Source organism: Amycolatopsis nigrescens CSC17Ta-90 (assembly GCF_000384315.1).
Classification (GTDB): domain Bacteria; phylum Actinomycetota; class Actinomycetes; order Mycobacteriales; family Pseudonocardiaceae; genus Amycolatopsis; species Amycolatopsis nigrescens.
Genome location: NZ_ARVW01000001.1, coordinates 2,948,701 through 2,968,845, shown reverse-complemented (window position 1 = coordinate 2,968,845; position 20,145 = coordinate 2,948,701). Strand labels below are relative to the sequence as shown.

The following is a 20,145-nucleotide window of genomic DNA, read 5'->3' as shown; positions in this document are numbered from 1 at the left end:
CTGCGTCCAACGCAGGCAAGGTGGCCTTCGCTGCAATTGGGGGAAGGGGCGGGAGTAACGTCGGGGGCATGTTTCCTGAGCATCGTCCTCGGCGGTTGCGGGGCACGGCGGCCATGCGCCGTCTGGTGAGTGAAACCACGCTGCGGCCCCGGCAGCTGATCCTGCCCATGTTCGTCGCCGAAGGCGCGGACGCTCCCCGGCCGATCGCCAGCATGCCGGGCGTTGTCCAGCACACCCGCGAATCGCTGCGCAAAGCGGCGGTGGACGCGGTGCAGGCCGGCGTCGGCGGGCTGATGATCTTCGGTGTGCCCGAGCGGCACGACGCGATCGGTTCCGGGGCCACGGACGAGAACGGCATCCTCAACGTCGCCCTGCGCGACCTGAAGTCCGAGCTGGGCGACCAGACCGTGCTGATGGCGGACACCTGCCTGGACGAGTTCACCGACCACGGCCACTGCGGTGTGCTCGACGCGAACGGCAACGTGGACAACGACGCTTCGCTGGCCCGCTACGCCGAAATGGCCGTCGCGCAGGCCGAAGCGGGGGCGCACCTGCTCGGCCCGAGCGGCATGATGGACGGCCAGGTCGGCGTGATCCGCGGCGCGCTCGACGAAGCCGGCTACGCCGACACCGGCATCCTCGCCTACACCGCGAAGTACGCCAGCGCCTTCTTCGGCCCGTTCCGGGAAGCGGTGAACTCGCAGCTCAAGGGCGACCGCAAGACCTACCAGCAGGACCCGGGCAACGTCCGCGAGTCGCTGCGGGAGATCGAGCTGGACGTGGCCGAGGGCGCGGACGCGATCATGATCAAACCCGCACTGTCCTATTTGGACGTCATTCGCGCGGCAGCCGAGGTGTCCCCGGTGCCGGTCGCCGCGTACAACATCTCCGGCGAGTACGCGATGGTCGAGGCGGCTGCCGCGAACGGCTGGGTGGACCGGCAGCGCACCGTGCTCGAGGTGCTCACCTCGATCCGGCGCGCGGGCGCGGACATGATCCTGACCTACTGGGCCGTCGAGGCCGCCGGCTGGCTGGACTAGTCTCCAGGCTCATGGCGACTCCAGACGAATCGGACGACCAGCGTCGATCCCAGGGCCTGCCCCCGGCACCCCAGTTCAAGGGGGACCAGCGGCCGCCGGTCAACCCGCCGACTCCGGTGAACGTCTCCTTCGGTCTCTGGATCGCAGCCGGGGTGGTGTTCGTCGCCGGTTTCGCGGTGACCTACTTCGGCAAGCAGAGCATCGTGGACGAGCTGGTCCGGGTGAACAAGGACCCGAAGATCACCGCGGATCAGATCGCGTCCGGCACCAACGCGCTGCTGCTGGTGCTGCTGGTCGGTGCGGTGATCTTCGCCGTGCTGTTCGCCCTGTTCGCGTACAAGGCCAGGGAGGGCACCCGGTCCGCGCGCACGGTGTTGACCGTGCTGCTGGCGATCACCGTGCTGTTCCAGCTGTTCCTGTTCGCCAGCCTGATCACGCTGGTGTCCATGCTGCTCGCGGTGGTCGCGCTGGTGCTGATGTACCTGCCCAGCGTCGGCGGCTACTTCCCCAAAGTCGGCCGCAAACTGCCGTGACCGAGCAGGTCCCGCGCTACCAGGAGCCCGGTGTCGGCTGGGTCGCGCTGGTGTGGGGCCCGTTGTTCGCGCTGCTCGGCTACCTGTCCGAGCTGCTCACCGGCGGGCCGACGCACTGGCTGGCCTGGCTGGTGGTCGGTGCCGGCCTGGCGTTGTTCACCGTGCCCTGGGTGTACGCGCGCCGCCGGTATCTGACCGTGGAGGTCACCGACAGCGTGCTGCGGCAGGGCGCCGAGGAACTGCCGCTGACACGGATCTCCGAGGTCACCGACGTGGAGGCACCGCCGGGTGCCAAGGTGCTCGGCGGCGGCTGGAGCGTGCCGCGCAAGTACGAAGAGCTGCCCCTCCGGCTGGACGACGACACCGTGGTGCTGGCCTGGGCGAAGGATGTCGAAGCGCTGCGCACCACGCTGCGGGAGCAGCGCGGAACATGAGATGCTTCCCGCCGTGACCACCTCCAGCGGCGCCACCAAGCTGCCCCCCGAGCAGCGGCGCGAACAGGCGCTGCCCCGGCTGCACCGGCCATGGCGGGCGATGATCGCGGTGGTCGAGCTGGTGCTAGCCGGTCTGGCCGTGTGGGCCGCGTTCGCCTGCTGGGGCAACGCGGTGGACGACGTGGTCACGCGGCTGTCCGACGGCACCGAACTCACCTCCACCCGCTACGAGGGCGATCTGATCGGCGCCGCCATCGGGCTGGTCACCCTCGCTCTGTTGTTGCTGGTGGACGCCGTGCGCGAGCTGCTGCTGGCCTTCTACGCCCGGCACCGCAGGCCGCGCAAGGAAGAGGAAGAGGGCGAGTTCGAAGACCACCCCGAGCTCTACGGCGCCCACGCCTCCGGCCACGTCGCCGAATAGCGTTCAACTCGGCAGGGACCGCCGTGCCGCGGTGAGGACCTGCTTCGAGAAGCCCGGGACGGTTTTAGCGAGCTGGGTCAGGAAGGACTCCAGAGTCTCGGCCGGCCGGCGGCGAACCGCGACGAGATCGACGACGCAGCCGACGGTCTCGGCGGTGTACAGATCCAGCTGATCCAGCAAGAAGTCGTCCGGGTGGATGGCCTGCACGGCGTACTTGGCGAGAGCCGTGCTGGGGAAGTCCTTTGTGTTGGCCGTGACGATGACCTCCGCGTTCGCGCGCACGGCGGCGGCGAGTACGTGCCGATCCTTGGGGTCGCAGGGCATTCGCGGCACCATCGGCTCGTAACCGGTGACCATGGCATCCAGGAAATGCCGTCGCATCACTTCGACTCGTTTGGCCGCTTTCTCCGGTGTCACCCGCGAACTGGCTCTTGGGATGTTTCGTTCGACCTCGGCTAGCACGTCTGGTGACCACAACGGTCGGTAGGTGTGGCTGCCGGCCAGGCGGAGCAGCACGTCAGCCAGGTTGATCGGCACCAGGACGCAGGCATCGAGGAACGCGGAGAATGCCATGGTTGCAGAGTGTGCACCAGTGTTAGCTGATTGTCGCCGCAGTGTCAGGCGTGATTGTCACCGCGTCGGGATGAAGCCCTCGGTTTCGTCGGCGCTGCCGTCGTGCGCGGCCGCATAGGTCAGTTCGTCCAGCGCGGACTGCCGCTCCTGGGTGGCCTTCTCCTCGTAGGCGAGCAGGTCGGCCAGGAACACCCGGCGATGCCGCCCGTGCTGGTGGAACGGAATCTTCCCGTCTTCCAGAAGTTTCACCAGGGTCGGGCGGGAGATGTGCAGTTTGTCGGCGGCCTGCTGGGTGGTGAGCACCGAGTTCAGCGGCTCGATGGCCACCGCCTGACCGTGCTGGAGGGCATCCACGACCTGGCAGAGGACTTGGTAGAGCTCGGCCGGCAGCTCCACGCTGGTAGTGCCATCCGGGCTGATCAGGTGTGCGTGGCGCGTTCGCGGCGCCCCGCTGGGGTGCGCGAGTACGGCTGCGACCTGCTCGACCTTCTCTTTCTCTCGCCCCTCAGGCGGGAAGAACGTCCTTTCCTCGAGAGGGACGGACATGGTGACTCCTTCCTGGGGGCTGAGTTCGATCTCTACCCAACCAGTCTATTCGAAAAAAACGAAAGAGGCCACTCCGTTCGGGTGACTTCGACCGCGACGGCTGCCCGGCGGGGGTGATCGCGGGTTTGGGAGACTGGCCGGGTGACGCAAGGAGTCGAGCAGTCCAAGGCATGGTTCGAACGGGCCGCGGCGGCGACGCCGGGCGGGGTGAACTCCCCGGTGCGCGCCTTCAACTCGGTCGGCGGAACGCCCAGGTTCATGGTTCGCGGGGAGGGGCCGCACCTGTGGGACGTGGACGGCAACCGGTACATCGACCTGGTCTCCTCCTGGGGGCCGATGATCCTCGGGCACGCACACCCGGCGGTGGTTTCGGCGGCCCGTGAGGCGGCGTCCTCGGGACTGTCCTTCGGCACGCCGACCACCGGCGAGGTCGAGCTGGCCGAGGAGATCATCGCCAGGGTCGAGCCGGTGCAGCGGGTCCGGCTGGTCAACTCCGGCACCGAGGCGACGATGAGCGCGATCCGGCTGGCCCGCGGGTTCACCGAGCGCGCCAAGATCATCAAGTTCGCCGGCTGCTACCACGGGCATGTGGACGCGCTGCTCGCGCAGGCGGGCTCCGGGGTGGCCACGCTCGGCCTGCCCACCTCACCCGGGGTCACCGGCGCGCAGGCCGCGGACACGATTGTCTTGCCGTACAACGATATCGAGGCCGTGCGACAGGCCTTTTCGGAGAACCCCGGTGCGATCGCGGCGATCATCACCGAGGCCGCGGCCGGCAACATGGGCGCGGTGGCGCCGGGGCCCGACTTCAACGCGCAGCTGCTGGAGCTGGCGCATGCCAACGGCGCGCTGCTCATCATGGACGAGGTGATGACCGGGTTCCGGGTGTCCAGCGCGGGCTGGTTCGGTTTGGAGCGGGTGCGCGGCGACCTCTACACCTTCGGCAAGGTGATGTCCGGCGGGCTGCCCGCCGCGGCCTTCGGCGGCCGTGCCGACGTGATGGCCAAGCTGGCCCCCGGCGGGCCGGTTTACCAGGCCGGCACGCTGTCCGGGAACCCGGTCGCGGTGGCCTCCGGGCTGGCCGCCCTCCGGGCCGCGGACGCGGAGGTCTACCGGGCGCTGGACGCCAACTCCCAGCAGCTCGGTGCCCTGTTCACCGAGGCGCTGACCGAGGCGGGGGTGGCGCACACCGTCGCCTACGCGGGCAACCTGCTGAGCGTGTTCTTTCGCGAGCAGCCGGTGCGCGACTACCACGACGCGACCAACGCGGAGACTTGGCGCTTCCCGCCGTTCTTCCACGCACTGCTGGAACGCGGGGTCTACGGGCCGCCGAGCGCCTTCGAGTGCTGGTTCGTGAACGCGGCCATGGACGACGCGACCTTCGAGCAGATCGAGAACGCGCTGCCGTTCGCGGCCCGCGCCGCGGCGGCCGCACAGGTGCCCGCATGACGACGATCGTGCACCTGCTGCGGCACGGGGAGGTGCACAACCCGGACGGCATCCTGTACGGCCGGCTGCCCGGTTTCCGGCTGTCCGAGCGGGGCCGGCGGCAGGCGCTCACGGTGGCCGAAGCGGTGGCGGGGCACGACATCCGGTACGTGGTGGCGTCCCCGTTGCAGCGCGCGCAGGAGACCGCCGGTCCGATCGCCGGCGCGCACCGGCTGGACGTGCACACCGACGACGGGCTGATCGAAGCGGACAACGACTTCGAGGGCCAGCGGGTGGCCGTCGGCGACGGCGCGCTGCGTCAGCCCCAGCACTGGCCGAAGCTGCGCAACCCGTTCCGGCCGTCCTGGGGCGAGCCGTACGTGGAGATCGCGCACCGGATGCTCGGCGCTGTGCACCGGGCGCGGGCCGCGGCCGAAGGGCACGAGGCGCTGTGCGTTTCGCACCAGCTGCCGATCTGGACCGTGCGCCGGTTCCTGGAGGCGCGGCGGCTCTGGCACGACCCGCGCCGGCGGCAGTGCTCCCTGGCGTCCTTGACCAGCCTGGTGTTCGAGGGGGAGGAACTGGTGCAGATCGTGTACAGCGAGCCCGCCGGTACGACCGACCCGAAGGTTACGGGCGCATGAGGCGCACTGTGCCGAGTCGCGGCACCCAAGATGATTCCAACGCGCGCACCGGCCGACAGGCCCCGCTATCGGGGCGGCAGGGCGCCTGTGCCAGAAATGCTTGGTATGGGCGGATGGTGCGCCCTGTCGACACGATCGCGGATGCGCGCAGGCCGGCGGAGGACACAGCATGAGGCGCACTGTGGCGGCGGTGCTGGTGGCGGTGCTCGCGTTGGCCGGATGCAGCACCGGCAAGGACGCGGTGACGTCGGGCACGACCTTCGAGTTCGTGTCGCCGGGCGGCCAGGTCGACATCCGCTATCCGGTGGCGGAGCGGCAGAAGATCCCGAAGCTGTCCGGCGACGACCTGATGAACGAGGGCAAGCAGCTCTCCGTCGCGGACTTCCCCGGCAAGGTCGTGGTGCTCAACATCTGGGGGCAGTGGTGCACCCCGTGCCGCACCGAGGCGCCGGAGATGGAGAAGCTGTACCAGCAGACCAAGGACGCCGGGGTGCAGGTGCTCGGGCTGGACGTGCGCGACCCGGACCGGAGCGTGGCGCAGGACTTCGTGCGGGACCGGAAGCTGACCTACCCGTCCATCTACGACGAGGCCGGCCGGTCGCTGCTGCAGCTTTCCAACTACCCGCGCAACGTGGTGCCGTCGACGATCGTGCTGGACAAGCAGCAGCGGGTGGCCGCGATCTTCCTGCGCGATCTGCTCGCCAGTGATCTCTTGCCGGTGGTGCAAGAGCTTTCCGCCGAGAGCTGACGCTTCAGCGCAGCGCGCGGATTCCGGCGAGCACGACTTCGAGGCCGGCGTGGAAGCTGCGGTCCCGGTCCCGCCTTGACCAGCCGTCCACCTTGCGTGCCTGCTCCTCGATGGTGAAACCGTTGACGTAGCTGGTGAGCACGTCGGTGCCGACCTCCGCGGTGGCCTCGCTCAGCCCGGCTTCCCGGAGCACCGCGATCGGGCGCTGGTAGAAGGTCCGGCCCTGCGGGCCCGGCGCGCTCATGGTGGCGATCAGCCTGGCGCCGTCCGGGTGCGCGAGCATCGCTTCGCGCTGGGCGGTCGCGATCACGCGCAGCCGCTCGTCCTGGTCGCCGCCCGGCAGCGGCACGGCCGCCGCGTCCCCGATGATCTGGTCCGCGATCGCGTCCAGCAGGGCCTGTTTGTTCGCGTAGTGCCAGTACAGCGCGCCGACCCGGACGCCGAGCCTGGCCGCCAGCCGCCGGGTGGACAGCTCGTCCAGGCCGACCTCGTCCAGTAGCTCGACCGCGGCCGCCAGCACGGTGGCCTGGTTCAACGACATGCGTGCAAGTCCATCACGGCTGGCGGACTGAACAGCGCTCAGGTACCTTGAGCGGTGTTCAATTGAACAGTGCCCAGGAGGACTTGATGCGTGTTGTGGTGATCGGGGCCGGGCTCGGCGGGCTCTGCCTCGCCCAGGGGCTGCTGCGGGCCGGTGTCGAGGTGGCCGTCTACGAGCGGGACGCCGCGATCAGCGCCCGCTTCCAGGGCTACCGGATCGGCCTCGCCGAGCAGGGCGAATCGGCACTGCGGGACTGCTTGCCCGAACGACTGCACCCCCTGCTGACGGCCACCATGGGCGATCTCGAAGGCGCCAGGCCGGTGCTCGACCACCGGCTGAACCCGGTCGGCGATCTCGGACCGGCCGCCGCCACCGCGATCGACCGGCAGGTGCTGCGGCAGCTCCTCGCCGCGGGTCTCGGTCCGCACCTGCGGTTCGGTCGTGAGTTCACCGATTACCGGGTCCGGCCCGATTCGCGGGTGTCGGTGTCCTTCTCGGACGGCACCGAGACGGTCGCGGATCTGCTGGTCGGCGCGGACGGCGTGAACTCGGCGGTGCGCGGCCGGCTCAGCCCGGAGACCCGGCCGTTCGACACCGGGGTGCGGTTCGTGGTCGGCCGCACCCCGCTCGACGAGCGGTTCGCCAAGCTGGTGCCCGGTTTCGGCACGGTGATCAAGACGCCGGAGCTGACCCTGATGCTGGGGCTGATGAAGTTCCGTGAGCCGCCGAAACGGGCAGCAGCCCGGTATGCGCCCGAAGTCGTGCTATCGGACACCGCGGACTATCTGCGCTGGGTCACCATGCCGGGTTCGCCGAAACCCTTGGCGGAGCTGATGGCCGGCTGGCACCCGGAGCTGCGGGCCGTGGTCAAGGCGACCGACGCGGTGCAGAGCGCGGAGCTGTCGATCCGGGTGGTGCGGCCGGGCGCGCGCTGGCCCGCCGGTCCGGTGACCCTGCTCGGGGACGCGATCCACGCCACCTCGCCGAGCGGCGGCAACGGCGCCAACACCGCCCTGCACGACGCGAACCTGTTGCGGCGCAAGCTAACCGAGGTACTCCACGGCCGGCTCGACCTCACCGCCGCCCTCTCCGCCTACGAACGCGACATGTTCGATTACGGCACCACCGCCGTCGACCACAGCCTCCAAGCCCTCCCCGCTTTCACCCCTCAAAGGACAGTCGGTGCGCGCATCGGTACCCTGCCCGGTTCTCAGGAAGCACGTTCCCTACCCTCATCAGGGTGAACTCCGTGACCGAGCTGGCCACCTCCGGTCCGCTGCTGCTCGCGGCGGGTGTGGCGCTGCTGGCCGGAGCGATCTCCTTCGCCTCGCCCTGCGTGGTGCCGCTGGTGCCGGGCTACCTCGCCTACCTGGCCGCGCTGGTGGGCGCCGAAGCGCCCGCGGTCGGCGCGGACGAGGAGCGCAAGAAGGGCCGGTACGCCGTGGTCGGCGCGACCGGCCTGTTCATTCTCGGCTTCACCGTGGTGTTCACCGCCGGACTCGGCAGCCTGGTCTGGCTCGCCGACGCCATGCTGGTCAACCAGGACCTGCTGCAGCGCATCGGCGGGGTGCTGACCATCGCGATGGCGCTGGTCTTCCTCGGCCTGATCCCGGCGCTGCAGCGGGACGTCCGTTCGCACAAGGTGCCGCGCGGCGGGTTGTGGGGCGCGCCGCTCCTCGGTGCGGTGTTCGGCCTCGGTTGGACCCCGTGCATCGGCCCGACCCTGTCCGGGGTGATCCTGCTGGCCAGCTCCACCGGCGGCTCCGCGGTCCGCGGCTTCCTGCTGGTGCTGGTCTACTGCCTCGGCCTCGGGTTGCCCTTCCTGCTGATCGCGTTCGGCACCCGCTGGGCGGTGCGCGCCACCGACTGGCTGCGCCGGCACGGCCGGGGCGTGCAGCTCTTCGGCGGCGGGCTGCTGCTGGTCGTGGGCATCCTGCTGGTCACCGGGTTGTGGGGCGAGCTGGTCGGGGTGCTGCGCAACACGCTGGTGAACGATGTGAGGCTCCCGCTGTGACCCCCGCCGACGCACTCCCTCCCGCGGAGGCGCAATCAGACTCAGCCGCGACGGCGCCGCCGGCCGAACCCCAGCGGCCCTACCGCAATTCGCGGGCGAAACGCGTGCTCGCTTTCCTGCGCAACACCTGGCGCGGGCTCACCTCCATGCGTACCGCGCTGATCCTGCTCTTCCTGCTCGCGCTCGCCGCGATGCCGGGTGCGCTGCTGCCGCAGCGCACGCTCAACGCGACGAAGACCGACGAGTACATCGCCGCGCACGGCTGGTGGGGCAACCTGCTGGACCGCCTGCAGTTCTTCGAGGTCTACTCCAGCGTCTGGTTCTCCGCGATCTACCTGCTGCTGATGGTCTCGCTGGTCGGTTGCCTGCTGCCGCGCAGCGTGGAGTACGTCCGGTCGATGCGCGCGAAGCCGGTGCTGACCCCGCGGCGGCTGGCCAGGATGCCGCACCACCGGCGTGCCGAACTGACCGCGGACGCGGACGAGGTGCTGGCCGACGCCAAGGCCCGGTTGTCTGGCTGGCGGAAGGTCGAGCGCGAAGAAGCGGACGGCGTGCGCAGCATCAGCGCCGAACGCGGCTACCTGCGCGAGACCGGCAACCTGCTGTTCCACTTCGGCATGCTGGGCGTGATCGTGTTCTTCGCGCTTGGCAAGCTGTTCAGCTACGAGGGCCACGTCATCGTGCAGGCCAACGGTTCCCAGTTCTGCAACTCCGGCATCTACGCCTTCGACTCCTTCGTACCCGGCCTGCAGGTGGACGGCACCGAGCTGAACCCGTTCTGCGTCAAGGTGAACGACTTCGCCGCGCGCTACACCGCGGACGGGCAGGCGGAGCACTTCGAGTCCCATCTCGAGTACCAGTCCGGGGCGGACCTGGAAAACGGCACCTGGCGGCCGTACCGGCTCGAGGTGAACGAGCCGCTGCGCACCGCGGGGGACCGGGTCTACCTGCTGGACAACGGTTTCTCGCCGCGGTTCACGGTGACCTACCCGGACGGCGAGACCAGGACCCAGGCCGTCCAGTGGCGGCTGACCGACCCGGTGACGCTGCTTTCCGAGGGTGCGACCAAGTTCGACCCGCCGGGGGTGACCGACGCCGAGCAGCGCCGCACCAAGCAGCTGGCGATCACCGGGTTGTTCGCGCCGACCGCCTCGATGCAGGGCAAGGTGCTCTCCTCCCGCTTTCCGGCGTTGACCGACCCAGCGGTCGCGGTGGACGTGATGCAGGGCGACCTCGGTCTCGACTCCGGGCGCGGGCAGTCCATCTTCGAGGTGGACAAGGGCATGGTGGACCAGGGCAAGCTGAACAGGGTCGCCAGGGAGAACCTCAAGGTCGGCCAGGAGATCACCATCCCGGACGGCACGAAGATCAAGTTCGACGGGGTCGGCCAGTGGATCCGGCTGCAGGTCTCGCACGACCCGACGCAGGGCTGGGTGCTGGGCTGCGCGGTGGTGATGCTGCTCGGCCTCGCCGCGTCGCTGACGGTCAAGCGCCGTCGGTTCTGGGTGCGCGTCACCCCGGTGACGGGCGAAAATGATGTACGACTTACCGTAGTAGAAGTGGGCGGTCTGGCCCGTACCGACCAAGCCGGTTACGGGGAAGAGTTCAACCGGATCGCGGACAAGCTGCTTTCAGCTGAGAAGAGGACGGGTTGATGCCGGTCAACGAGACGTTGTCGCAGTACAGCGACTACTCCTTCACCACCGCTACCGCGATCTACGTGCTGGCGCTGATCTTCTTCCTGGTCGAGCAGTCCTTCGGGGCCAAGGGCAGGATGGCCGCCGAGCGGGCGAAGTCGCGTACTCGCGAATTGGTCGGCGCGGGCGCGCCGGTCAGCACCGAAGACGGCGGCAGTGACGACCGGCCCACCCCGGTCGTGCCGGAGAACGGCAGGGGTGGACGGGCCGAGCGGATCGGCCGGATGGGCGCCGCGCTGACCGTGCTCGGCGCGCTGCTGCACCTGTCCGCGCTGGTGCTGCGCGGCCTGGCGACCAGCCGGGTGCCGTGGGGCAATATGTACGAATACATCATGGCGGTGACCTTCATCGCGGTGGCCACCTGGCTGATCGTGATCAAGAAGTTCCCGGTCCGGCACCTGTCCGGCTTCATGCTGCTGCCGGTCGTGATCCTGATGTTCGTCGGCGGCACCATGCTCTACGCGGTGGCCGCGCCGGTGATGCCCGCGTTGCAGTCCTACTGGATGGTCATCCACGTTTCGGCGGCGATCATCGGCTCCGGGGTGTTCCTGGTGCCGGGCGTGGCCAGCGTGCTGTACCTGTTCCGGTCCGCGCACGAGCGCGATCCGGCCAAGTTCGCCAAGTTCGGCCCCCGGCTGCCCGCCGCCGAGATCCTGGACCGGATCGCCTACCGGGCCACCGTCTTCGCGTTCCCGGTGTTCACCTTCGGCGTGCTCTGCGGCGCGGTATGGGCCGAGGCGGCCTGGGGCCGGTTCTGGGGCTGGGACCCGAAGGAGACCGTCGCCTTCGTGGCCTGGGTGGTCTACGCGGCGTACCTGCACTCCCGCGCCACCGCCGGCTGGCGGGGGAACCGGGCCGCGATCATCAACACGATCGGTTTCGCGATGACGGTCTTCAACCTGTTCTTCGTCAACCTGGTGACCGCGGGGCTGCACTCCTACGCCGGGGTCTGAGTCCGCGGCCGTTTCCGGACCGGTGCGGCGTCGCGCGCCGTTGACGACTACCGTCGTCACCAACGCGGTGGGGAGGCGTTGAACAGGGCGCGACGATGTTCAGGAGGAGTTCACCGGTGACCGGACCCAGCGACGAGTCGGCTCCAGGGCACCAGGAACCCCAGGAGGGCCTGGCCGCCGAGGCACCGACGCAGTGGCAGGCGCCGCCGTCGGCCGAACAGGCCGCCGCGCAGCAGCCTGCGGACCCGTTCTCCGAGGACCGGACCGACTCGGCCCCGCATCCGGCGGCCGGGATGGGGCCCAACCCGAGCGCTTCCGGGCCGCACCAGCTGCCGCCGAACCCGGCGGTTTCCGGGCCGCATCCGGTGCCCGGCGCGCAGCAACAGCAGTACTACTCCGAGGCGACCCCGTCCGGCCCGCAGCAGCAGCTCCCGCCGCAGTACACGGCGCCGTACGACCAGCAGTTGCCGCCGCTCCAGCCGCCTCCGCAGTACACCGACCCGCAGGCCGTCCAATATCCCGAGCACCAGTACCCGCCGCAGCCGGGCCAGCCCGGTCAGCCTGGTCAGCCCGGTCAGCCACTGTTGCCCCAGCCGCAGCAGCACGGCAGGCACGCGCTGGCCGGCGGCGAGGACCTGACCAGCGCGCACCTGGTCCGGCAGGTCAAGCGGCGCCCGCAGTCCGGCTGGCGCAAGGCGGTCTACGTCGGCACCGGCAAGTTGATCAACCCGGGGGAGAGCCCGGCCGACCGGCAGCGCCGCGAGCTGATCGCGCGGGTCAACCAGCCGCTGCGCGGCTGCTACAAGATCGCCATGCTGAGCCTCAAGGGCGGGGTGGGCAAGACCACCACCACGACCACCCTCGGCTCCACCTTCGCCTCGCTGCGCGGTGACCGGGTAGTCGCGGTGGACGCCAACCCGGACCGCGGCACGCTGTCGCAGAAGATCCCGATCGAAACCACCGCCACGGTCCGCCATCTGCTGCGCGATGCGGACAAGATCACGCGGTACAGCGACGTCCGGTCCTACACGTCACAGGGTTCGAGCCGGCTGGAGATCCTGGCCAGCGAACAGGACCCCGCGGTGTCCGAGGCGTTCTCCGAGGAGGACTACCGGCGCACGGTGAACCTGCTCGAGCACTTCTACAACATCGTGCTCACCGACTGCGGGACCGGGCTGATGCACTCCGCGATGAAGGGCGTGCTGGACGTGGCCGACGGGCTGGTGCTGGTGTCCTCCGGTTCGGTGGACGGTGCCCGCAGCGCCTCGGCCACCCTGGACTGGCTGGACGCGCACGGCTACGGCGAGCTGGTGAAACGCTCGGTCGCGGTGATCAACTCGGTGCGCCCGAAGGGCGGCTCGGTGGACCTGGACAAGCTCGCCGCGCACTTCGGCGCCAGGGTCCGCGCGGTCTGCCGCATCCCGTTCGACCCGCACCTCGAAGAGGGGGCCGAGATCGAGCTGGACCGGTTGCACGCGGACACCCGGCTCAGCCTGCTCGAACTCGCCGCCACCGTGGCAGACGCGTTCCCCCGGAAGTAGGAACCCGGGGGAACAGGCGGCTGTCGCTTTTCGGCTACTTCTCGTCTTCGTCGCTGCGGTGGCGCTGCTGCTCGCCCAGCTTGCGCAGAAAATCCGGGTCGTCGTCCGGCGCGATCGGGGCCTGACGGGTGGGCACCCCGACCCGTTCGGCGCCGAAAGCCCGCCACAACAGTACGGCGATGGTAAGCGCGCCGATCGCCGCGAGCAGGTAGATCATGCTCGGCCCCTTCCGTTGTGGTGCACGATGCCGCCTTGCCCCACGAGGTTAACCCTTTTGTCGGGATTTGGGGCGAGGGGCCCGCCCTGGCACCTGGGGGAGCCGCTCAATCTTGACCTCAGACGTGCCGGGTGGGTTCGCTGGCATCCGTGGTCAGCTCGGCCAGCAACTCGTTGACCTCGGACTCGCGGAACCGGCGATGCCCGCCAGGGGTCCGGATGGAACCGATCCGGCCGGCGGTGGCCCAGCGGGTCACGGTCTTCGGGTCAACCCGGAACAGTGCGGCCACCTCACCTGGTGTGAGAAGCCGTCCTCCCATGGTCGCGGTCATCTTTCCGCCTCCTTAACGACCTCACTGCTATACCGGAGAGCGGTCCGCACGTCCGGCATCCAACAGGGCAATCGTTGCATCTCACCCGACAGGTACTCGAACGGTTGTCAAAGAGTAAAGAGGTAGTAATGGGACAATTAGGACAGCGCGCGATCGCGATCGCGTCGACAGGGCGCTAGTTGGGGAAATGGGGTTTGACCTGGGGGAAGGCGCCCTGCCGCCGCGATCGCGAGGCCTTCGGCCGGGGCGCGCCATGAAGTCTTCGGGCCGTGGGCGGCCCGAAGACGTTCCTACCGGACTTTAAAGAAACGTGGTGCTGTGACCAGGGTCGCTCTGGCGGACTTTAAAGAAGGCTTGGGTGTGACCAGGGTCGCTGCGAAGCGGGTGGTTAGGGTCGGCGGATGGATGCGGTGGACAGGAAGATCATTGCGGCGTTGCGGGTGAACGGGCGGGCCACTTATGCCGAGCTCGGGCGGACCGTGGGGCTGTCCGCGTCCTCGGTGCACGAGCGGGTCGGCAAGCTCGAGTCGAACGGGGTGATCACCGGGTACCACGCGGTGGTGGACCCGCGCACGGTCGGTCTGGACGTGACCGCGCTGGTCGGCATCCAGCCCACGGACACCGCCGCGGACGACGATGTGGCGGACGCGCTGGGCAGGCTCGACGAGGTGGAGAGCTGCTACGCGGTGGCCGGTGACGAGGCGTTCGTGGTGAAGGTCCGGGTGGGTACCGTTGCCGAGCTGGAACGCACCCTCGGCAGGCTGCGCCGGATCGACGGGGTCGCCCGCACCCGCACCACGGTGGTGCTGTCCACCAGGTTCGAGGCCAGGCCGAACAACGCCGAGCTGGACCACCCGGCGACCGCGGACGGGGCCGGCGCGTAACCTGGCCTCCGTGAGCGAGACTCGGGATGAACGCCAGGAAGCCGCAGGTCACCTGGGCCGGGACCTGACGCTGTACGTGCTGGCCCGGTTCGCTTTGGTCGCGGTTGTGGCCGCCCTGCTGACCTTGGTCAAGGTTCCTTTACTCGTCGCGCTCGCGGTGGGGATCGTGGCCGGCCTGCCGCTCGGCCTGCTCCTGCTGCGCGGCCTCAACGCCAGGGTCACGGCCGGGCTCGCGGTCCGCAACGAGCGTCGCGCCCGTGAGCGGGCGAAGCTGCGCGCGCAGCTTCGTGGTGAAGAGCCCGCCCAGTCGTGAGCGGTTTGCAGAGCCGCAGCTGGGTGCGGGAGGCTGTCCGGATCATCGAGGCGGACGCGAACCGCAGCGCGGACACCCATCTGCACGTGTTCCCGCTGCCCGCGGACTGGGGTATCGACCTTTACCTGAAGGACGAGTCGGTGCACCCGACCGGCTCGTTGAAGCACCGGCTGGCCCGGTCGCTGCTGCTGTACGGGCTGGTGAACGGCCAGATCGGGCCGGACACAGTGCTGATCGAGGCGTCCAGCGGCTCCACCGCGGTTTCCGAGGCCTACTTCGCCCGGATGCTGGGCCTGCGGTTCGTCACCGTGGTGCCGCGCAAGACCAGCCCGGAGAAGGTCGCGCTGATCGAGTTCTACGGCGGGACCTGCCATTTCGTGGACACGCCGCCGATGATGTACAGCGAGGCCGAGCGGCTGGCCGCCGAGTGCAACGGGCACTACCTCGACCAGTTCACCTACGCCGAGCGGGCGACCGACTGGCGGGGCAACAACAACATCGCCGAATCCGTGTTCGCGCAGATGCGCTCCGAGCGGCATCCGGTGCCCAGCTGGATCGTGGTCGGCGCCGGCACCGGCGGCACCAGTGCCACCTTCGGCCGGTACGTCCGCTACAAGCGGCACACCACGAAGATCGCCGTGGTGGATCCGGAGAACTCGTCGTTCTTCGGTGCCTGGGAGACCGGTGCGATGGACTACGGCACCGGGATGCCGTCCAGGATCGAGGGCATCGGCAGGCCGCGGGTGGAGCCGTCGTTCGTGCCCGGCGTGATCGACGAGATGTTCCAGGTGCCCGACGCCGGTTCCTTGGCCGCGATCCGGCTGTTGCGCGAGCGCACCGGGCACTGGGCCGGCGGTTCCACCGGGACCAATCTCTACGGCGCTTTCCAGCTCATTTCACGGATGCTCGCCGAGGGCCAGGCCGGCAGCATCGTGACCCTGCTCTGCGACGGCGGCGAGCGCTATGCGAACACGTACTACAGCGACGACTGGCTGGCCGGGCACGACCTGGACATCGCCCCGCACCGGGCCCGGATGGACGAGTTCCTGACCACCGGCAAGTTCTCCCCACCGGACTGACGGCCGCCCCGGAGTTGTCCACAGTCGCTCCTGCCTGTGCACAACTCGCCTCGACCAGCGAAAACGCCGGCTGGGGTCGGTAGACTGGGCTTGGGGTCGCCCCCCGGGATCGGGTGGGGGCTGCGATGGCGCGGGGTGCTGATCTTGCTGGTTTCGAAAACTGTCTTACAAAGTATTGCCGCGTTGAGCAACGGCAGGACCGAATTCTTTGCACGGTTCTCTCGGTCGGCTAGGAGAGGGCCAGCGCCGCGCCGGTCAGGACGGCCCACGCGAGCATCGCCATTCCGGTGTCCCGCAGCACCGGGATCAGGCCGGGGCCGGTGTTGCCGCCGGCGATCGCCCGCACCGGCACCACCAGCAGCGCGGCCGCGAGCAGCCCGACCAGGGCGAGCGGGCTGCCGAAGCCGAGCGCGACGGTGACCACGAACGGAACGGTGACCAGCGCCAGATAAAGCCGGCGGGTGCCGGTGTCGCCGAGGCGGACCGCGAGGGTGCGTTTACCGGCGGTCCGGTCGGTCGGGATGTCCCGCAGGTTGTTCGCGGTGAGCACCCCGGTGGAGAAACAACCGACCGCAACCGCGCAGCCGAGCGCGGCCAGGCTGATCTCGCCGGCCTGCACGTAGACCGTGCCGAGCACGGCGGCGAGGCCGAAGAACACGAAGACCGCGATCTCGCCGAACCCGGCGTAACCGTAGGGCCGCTTACCGCCGGTGTAGAACCAGGCGCCGACGATGCAGGCGGCGCCCATGGCCAGCAGCCACCAGCGGCCGGAGGCGACCACCAGGACGAGGCCGAGCATCCCGGCCACCGCCAGGCAGGTCAACGCCGCCGCGAGCACCGCCTTCGGTGCCGCGGTGCCGGAACCGACCAGTCGCAGCGGGCCGACCCGGTCGGAGTCGGTGCCGCGGATGCCGTCGGAGTAGTCGTTGGCGAAGTTCACCCCGATGATCAGCGCGAGCGCGACCAGCAGCGCGAGCAGCGACTGCCACCAGGTGAACGCGCCGAGCTCGACGGTCGCACCAACCCCGGCCGCCACCGGTGCCACCGCGTTGGGCAGCGTCCGCGGGCGGGCGCCCTCGATCCATTCGGTCATCGTCGCCATGGGCGTCATTCTCACCCACGGCCCCTGGCGCTACGGGATCCGGTCGACCGGGACAGGCAGCGCGACCGGTTTGACGGACCAGGTGAGGGTGCCGCTCGCCGGCGCGCCCGGGTCCGCCGAGGCCGAACTCGCCAGTGCGGTGAGTGCCAGCACCGCGGCGGCCAAAGTGGTCAGTACGCCTCGGTACAGCGCCCGCTTCGTCATGTCGCTCCTCCTCGCCTTCCCCAATTCCTGGGTCGAGCCAAAACCGAGCGTGGTTATCTGTCAACCAAGTGTCGAAAAAAGCCGGAAAAGTGCCGACGATAGTAGCTAGTAGGCGAGCAAATGGTCCAAATGCTGGGAACGAGATCCCGGATAGGGGACGCTGCTAACTCGACCGTGGGTCCGCCGGTCAGTAGTAATACGGGAATTCGGACCAGTCCGGATCGCGCTTCTCCAGGAAGGCGTCGCGGCCTTCCGCGGCCTCGTCCTGCATATACGCCAAGCGAGTGGTTTCCCCGGCGAACACCTGCTGGCCAACCAGGCCGTCGTCGGCCAGGTTGAACGCGTACTTCAGCATCCGCTGCGCGGTCGGCGACTTGCCGTTGATCTCCCACGCCCAGCGCAGCGCCTCGGCTTCCAGCTCGGCGTGCGGCACGGCCGCGTTCACCGCGCCCATCGCGTGCATCTGTTCCGCGGTGTATGCCCGGCCGAGGAAGAAGATCTCCCGCGCCAGCTTCTGGCCGACCTGCTTGGCCAGGTACGCCGAACCGTAGCCGCCGTCGAAGGAGCCGACGTCGGCGTCAGTCTGCTTGAACCGCGCGTGCTCGGCCGAAGCCAGCGTGAGGTCGCACACCACGTGCAGCGAATGGCCGCCACCGGCCGCCCAGCCCGGCACCACCGCGATCACCACCTTCGGCATGAACCGGATCAGCCGCTGGACCTCCAGGATGTGCAACCGGCCGGCGCGCGCCGGGTCCACCGTGTCGGATGTCTCGCCGCTCGCGTACTGATAGCCCGACCGTCCGCGAATACGCTGGTCCCCACCGGAACAAAAAGCCCATCCACCGTCCTTGGCGGACGGGCCGTTGCCGGTGAGCAGGACACAGCCCACGTCCGAGCTCATCCGCGCGTGGTCCAGCGCGCGGTAGAGCTCGTCCACAGTGTGCGGGCGGAAGGCGTTACGGACCTCGGGCCGGTCGAACGCGATGCGGACGACTCGCTTGCCTGAGCGGCTCTCAGATGAGCGGTGGTAGGTGATGTCGGTGAAACCGAAACCGTCGATTTCAGTCCACCGGGTCGGGTCGAAGAGCGCGGAAACCTGGGCGTCATGCACGTTTGGGAGAATAGGCGGAGTGTTTGCGTCCATGAGCACCACTGTGGCAAATTCCGCGGCCCCTGGAGGAGTGTGGTGAATCCGTCCACCGCACAGGCGCGGGTGATCGTCGACGAGCTCGCACGCAACACGGTTTCCCATGTCGTGCTGTGCCCCGGCTCCCGCAACGCACCGCTGGCGATCGCGCTGCACGACGCGGCCGCGGCCGGCAGGCTGCGCATGCACGTGCGGATCGACGAGCGCGGCGCCGGGTTCCTGGCGCTGGGCATCGCGGCCAGGACCGGCCGTCCGGTCGCGGTGGTGTGCACCTCGGGCACCGCGGCGGCGAACTTCCACCCCGCCGTGCTGGAGGCCGACCGGGCCGGGGTGCCGCTGATCGTGCTCACCGCGGACCGCCCGCCCGAGCTGCGTTCGGCCGGTGCCAGCCAGGTGATCGACCAGCAGCACCTCTACGGCGACGCGGTGCGCTACTTCGACGAGCTCGCCGTCGCCGAGCGCCGGGCCGGTCAGAACTCGTACTGGCGCAGCCAGATCTGCCGGGCCTGGAACGCCGCGTACGGCGAGTGGCGCTGCGGGCCGGTGCACCTGAACATCCCGTTCCGCGATCCGCTGGTGCCGGACCTCGGCGAGGACGCGGACGACTGGTACGAGTCGCTGGAAGGCCGCCCCCGCGGCGGCCGCTGGACCGAGCTGCCCGATTTCGGTGCGCTGCCCGCGTTCGTGGTGCCGTCCGCCCGCTGCGGGCTGGTGATCGCCTGCGACACCGGGGCGCAGGCGGCCAGCGAATGGGCCGAGCAGCACGGCTGGCCGGTGCTGTCGGAGACCGGCGGGCTCGGCCTGACCGGCGGCACCGCGATCGGCTCCGGCAACTGGCTGCTCGGGGTGCGCGAGTTCATCGAGACGCACAAACCGGAACAGGTGCTGTGCATCGGCAGGCCGACGGTGTTCCGCCAGGTGCAGAGCCTGCTTTCGGACGCGGCGGTGGAGGTGCTGCTGGTCCGGCCGGACTCGGACTGGCCGGCGCCCGCGCACAACGTGCGCCAGGTCGGTCAGTGGTTCGCCGAGCCGACCAAACCGGCCGACCCGGACTGGCTGGCCGGCTGGCAGCGGGCCGACGCGGCCGCCGGCGCCGCGGTCACCGCCGTGCTGGCCGAGGAGCCGTGGCCGACCGGGCTGAGGCTGGCCGCCGAGTTGGTGGACGCGTTGCCGCCGGAGGCGCTGCTGGTGGTCGGCTCGTCCAACCCGACCAGGGACGTGGCGCTGGCCGGCGGGCTGCGGCCGGACGTGCTGGTGCACCGCAACCGCGGGGTGGCCGGGATCGACGGCACGGTGTCCACCGCGATCGGCGCCGCCATCGTGCACCGCGGGCCCGCCTACGCCCTGCTCGGCGACCTGACCTTCCTGCACGACACGAACGGCCTGCTCACCGGGCCGGCCGAGGAGCGGCCGAACCTGACGATCGTGGTGCTCAACGACGACGGCGGCGGCATCTTTTCGCTGCTGGAGCAGGGCGCGCCGGAGCACGGCAGCAGTTTTGAGCGGGTCTTCGGCACCCCGCACGGCGCCGATATCGGCGCATTGTGCGCGGGCTACCACGTGCCGCACGTGGTGGCGGGCACGCTCGAGGAGTTCCGCGAGGCGCTGCGCCCGGCGCCTGGGCTGCGCGTGGTGGAGGTGCGGGTGGACCGCTCGCGGCACCGCGACCTGCACGCCCGCCTCCGCGCCGCCGTCTCCACCGCCGTCCTGGGCAAATAGCCGGCTTTTTGCCCCTCGACCAAGGGGCAAAAAGCC

At 69.7% G+C, this 20,145-nt stretch carries 24 protein-coding genes; 16 read left to right on the top strand and 8 right to left on the bottom strand.

The annotated features are described in order from the left end of the window. Positions 1 to 68: 68 nt before the first annotated feature. The 4 genes from hemB to AMYNI_RS0113690 are packed head-to-tail and all read left to right on the top strand — an operon-like array spanning position 69 to position 2,428. A complete protein-coding gene (gene hemB, locus AMYNI_RS0113705; RefSeq protein ID WP_084628366.1) occupies positions 69 to 1,040 on the top strand; it encodes a porphobilinogen synthase in 972 nt (323 codons plus the stop codon). Positions 1,041 to 1,051: 11 nt separating this feature from the next. Further along, positions 1,052 to 1,573, top strand: coding sequence for a hypothetical protein (locus tag AMYNI_RS0113700; RefSeq protein ID WP_020668588.1), 522 nt, complete (start codon positions 1,052 to 1,054; stop codon positions 1,571 to 1,573). Next, positions 1,570 to 2,007, top strand: coding sequence for a YdbT family protein (locus tag AMYNI_RS0113695; protein ID WP_020668587.1), 438 nt, complete (start codon positions 1,570 to 1,572; stop codon positions 2,005 to 2,007). Before AMYNI_RS0113700 ends, AMYNI_RS0113695 begins: the two co-directional genes overlap by 4 nt. Positions 2,008 to 2,020: 13 nt before the next feature. Beyond that, entirely contained in the window at positions 2,021 to 2,428 is a 408-nt protein-coding gene (locus AMYNI_RS0113690; RefSeq protein WP_211225490.1) for a hypothetical protein, read from the top strand. Between the two features lie 3 nt (positions 2,429 to 2,431). Here the strand turns inward: AMYNI_RS0113690 and AMYNI_RS0113685 are convergent, their stop codons facing one another. Both AMYNI_RS0113685 and AMYNI_RS0113680 read right to left on the bottom strand, forming a co-directional pair. Further along, on the bottom strand, positions 2,432 to 3,001 hold the full coding sequence (locus AMYNI_RS0113685; RefSeq protein WP_020668585.1) for a PIN domain-containing protein: 570 nt from the start codon (positions 2,999 to 3,001) through the stop codon (positions 2,432 to 2,434). Positions 3,002 to 3,058: 57 nt separating this feature from the next. Beyond that, positions 3,059 to 3,547: a helix-turn-helix domain-containing protein gene (locus tag AMYNI_RS0113680; RefSeq protein ID WP_026360423.1), complete on the bottom strand. Its 489-nt coding sequence runs from the start codon at positions 3,545 to 3,547 to the stop codon at positions 3,059 to 3,061. Positions 3,548 to 3,688: 141 nt separating this feature from the next. On the opposite strand from AMYNI_RS0113680, the gene hemL reads away from it, so the two are divergent. From hemL to AMYNI_RS0113665, 3 genes are all read left to right on the top strand, one after another. Beyond that, a complete protein-coding gene (hemL, locus tag AMYNI_RS0113675; RefSeq protein ID WP_020668583.1) occupies positions 3,689 to 4,996 on the top strand; it encodes a glutamate-1-semialdehyde 2,1-aminomutase in 1,308 nt (435 codons plus the stop codon). Continuing rightward, the gene (locus AMYNI_RS0113670; RefSeq protein ID WP_020668582.1) at positions 4,993 to 5,619 is read left to right on the top strand and encodes a histidine phosphatase family protein; all 627 of its coding nucleotides are present in this window, start codon (positions 4,993 to 4,995) and stop codon (positions 5,617 to 5,619) included. The genes hemL and AMYNI_RS0113670 overlap by 4 nt, the downstream gene beginning before the upstream one ends. A 169-nt stretch (positions 5,620 to 5,788) precedes the next feature. Next, a complete protein-coding gene (locus AMYNI_RS0113665; RefSeq protein ID WP_026360422.1) occupies positions 5,789 to 6,367 on the top strand; it encodes a TlpA disulfide reductase family protein in 579 nt (192 codons plus the stop codon). A gap of 4 nt (positions 6,368 to 6,371) precedes the next feature. Here the strand turns inward: AMYNI_RS0113665 and AMYNI_RS44485 are convergent, their stop codons facing one another. Beyond that, positions 6,372 to 6,908 (bottom strand): TetR/AcrR family transcriptional regulator C-terminal domain-containing protein, encoded by a 537-nt coding sequence (locus tag AMYNI_RS44485; RefSeq protein ID WP_020668580.1) that lies wholly within the window; start codon positions 6,906 to 6,908, stop codon positions 6,372 to 6,374. Between the two features lie 86 nt (positions 6,909 to 6,994). On the opposite strand from AMYNI_RS44485, the gene AMYNI_RS0113655 reads away from it, so the two are divergent. The 5 genes from AMYNI_RS0113655 to AMYNI_RS0113635 all read left to right on the top strand — a co-directional run bounded on the left by AMYNI_RS0113655 (position 6,995) and on the right by AMYNI_RS0113635 (position 13,113). Further along, entirely contained in the window at positions 6,995 to 8,152 is a 1,158-nt protein-coding gene (locus AMYNI_RS0113655; protein ID WP_051116316.1) for an FAD-dependent oxidoreductase, read from the top strand. Further along, positions 8,149 to 8,922: a cytochrome c biogenesis CcdA family protein gene (locus AMYNI_RS0113650; protein ID WP_020668578.1), complete on the top strand. Its 774-nt coding sequence runs from the start codon at positions 8,149 to 8,151 to the stop codon at positions 8,920 to 8,922. Before AMYNI_RS0113655 ends, AMYNI_RS0113650 begins: the two co-directional genes overlap by 4 nt. Before the next feature lie 146 nt (positions 8,923 to 9,068). After that, the gene (gene resB / locus AMYNI_RS0113645) at positions 9,069 to 10,577 is read left to right on the top strand and encodes a cytochrome c biogenesis protein ResB (RefSeq protein ID WP_425387946.1); all 1,509 of its coding nucleotides are present in this window, start codon (positions 9,069 to 9,071) and stop codon (positions 10,575 to 10,577) included. After that, positions 10,577 to 11,572 carry a c-type cytochrome biogenesis protein CcsB gene (ccsB, locus tag AMYNI_RS0113640; protein WP_020668576.1) on the top strand — a complete coding sequence of 332 codons (996 nt, stop codon included), beginning with the start codon at positions 10,577 to 10,579 and terminating at the stop codon, positions 11,570 to 11,572. The genes resB and ccsB overlap by 1 nt, the downstream gene beginning before the upstream one ends. A 116-nt stretch (positions 11,573 to 11,688) precedes the next feature. Beyond that, entirely contained in the window at positions 11,689 to 13,113 is a 1,425-nt protein-coding gene (locus tag AMYNI_RS0113635; RefSeq protein ID WP_020668575.1) for a nucleotide-binding protein, read from the top strand. 34 nt (positions 13,114 to 13,147) lie between these two features. Here the strand turns inward: AMYNI_RS0113635 and AMYNI_RS0113630 are convergent, their stop codons facing one another. Further along, positions 13,148 to 13,330 carry a hypothetical protein gene (locus tag AMYNI_RS0113630; RefSeq protein ID WP_020668574.1) on the bottom strand — a complete coding sequence of 61 codons (183 nt, stop codon included), beginning with the start codon at positions 13,328 to 13,330 and terminating at the stop codon, positions 13,148 to 13,150. Positions 13,331 to 13,448: 118 nt separating this feature from the next. After that, the gene (locus AMYNI_RS0113625) at positions 13,449 to 13,661 is read right to left on the bottom strand and encodes a BldC family transcriptional regulator (RefSeq protein ID WP_020668573.1); all 213 of its coding nucleotides are present in this window, start codon (positions 13,659 to 13,661) and stop codon (positions 13,449 to 13,451) included. A gap of 401 nt (positions 13,662 to 14,062) precedes the next feature. Between AMYNI_RS0113625 and AMYNI_RS0113620 the strand changes: the two genes are divergently transcribed. The 3 genes from AMYNI_RS0113620 to cds1 are packed head-to-tail and all read left to right on the top strand — an operon-like array spanning position 14,063 to position 15,937. Further along, complete coding sequence (locus AMYNI_RS0113620) at positions 14,063 to 14,545, top strand: Lrp/AsnC family transcriptional regulator (protein WP_020668572.1); 483 nt, start codon at positions 14,063 to 14,065, stop codon at positions 14,543 to 14,545. A 10-nt stretch (positions 14,546 to 14,555) separates the two neighbouring features. Further along, entirely contained in the window at positions 14,556 to 14,858 is a 303-nt protein-coding gene (locus tag AMYNI_RS0113615; RefSeq protein ID WP_020668571.1) for a DUF4229 domain-containing protein, read from the top strand. After that, entirely contained in the window at positions 14,855 to 15,937 is a 1,083-nt protein-coding gene (cds1, locus tag AMYNI_RS0113610; RefSeq protein WP_020668570.1) for an L-cysteine desulfhydrase Cds1, read from the top strand. The genes AMYNI_RS0113615 and cds1 overlap by 4 nt, the downstream gene beginning before the upstream one ends. A 229-nt stretch (positions 15,938 to 16,166) precedes the next feature. On the opposite strand, the gene AMYNI_RS0113605 is transcribed toward cds1, so the two are convergent. The 3 genes from AMYNI_RS0113605 to AMYNI_RS0113595 form a co-directional block, all read right to left on the bottom strand. After that, a complete protein-coding gene (locus tag AMYNI_RS0113605) occupies positions 16,167 to 17,039 on the bottom strand; it encodes a 1,4-dihydroxy-2-naphthoate polyprenyltransferase (RefSeq protein WP_020668569.1) in 873 nt (290 codons plus the stop codon). Between the two features lie 30 nt (positions 17,040 to 17,069). Beyond that, positions 17,070 to 17,243 (bottom strand): hypothetical protein, encoded by a 174-nt coding sequence (locus tag AMYNI_RS49540; RefSeq protein ID WP_020668568.1) that lies wholly within the window; start codon positions 17,241 to 17,243, stop codon positions 17,070 to 17,072. Positions 17,244 to 17,430: 187 nt separating this feature from the next. Next, positions 17,431 to 18,354 carry a 1,4-dihydroxy-2-naphthoyl-CoA synthase gene (locus tag AMYNI_RS0113595; RefSeq protein ID WP_020668567.1) on the bottom strand — a complete coding sequence of 308 codons (924 nt, stop codon included), beginning with the start codon at positions 18,352 to 18,354 and terminating at the stop codon, positions 17,431 to 17,433. Between the two features lie 75 nt (positions 18,355 to 18,429). Between AMYNI_RS0113595 and menD the strand changes: the two genes are divergently transcribed. Further along, on the top strand, positions 18,430 to 20,109 hold the full coding sequence (gene menD, locus AMYNI_RS0113590; protein ID WP_026360421.1) for a 2-succinyl-5-enolpyruvyl-6-hydroxy-3-cyclohexene-1-carboxylic-acid synthase: 1,680 nt from the start codon (positions 18,430 to 18,432) through the stop codon (positions 20,107 to 20,109). Positions 20,110 to 20,145 lie beyond the last annotated feature (36 nt).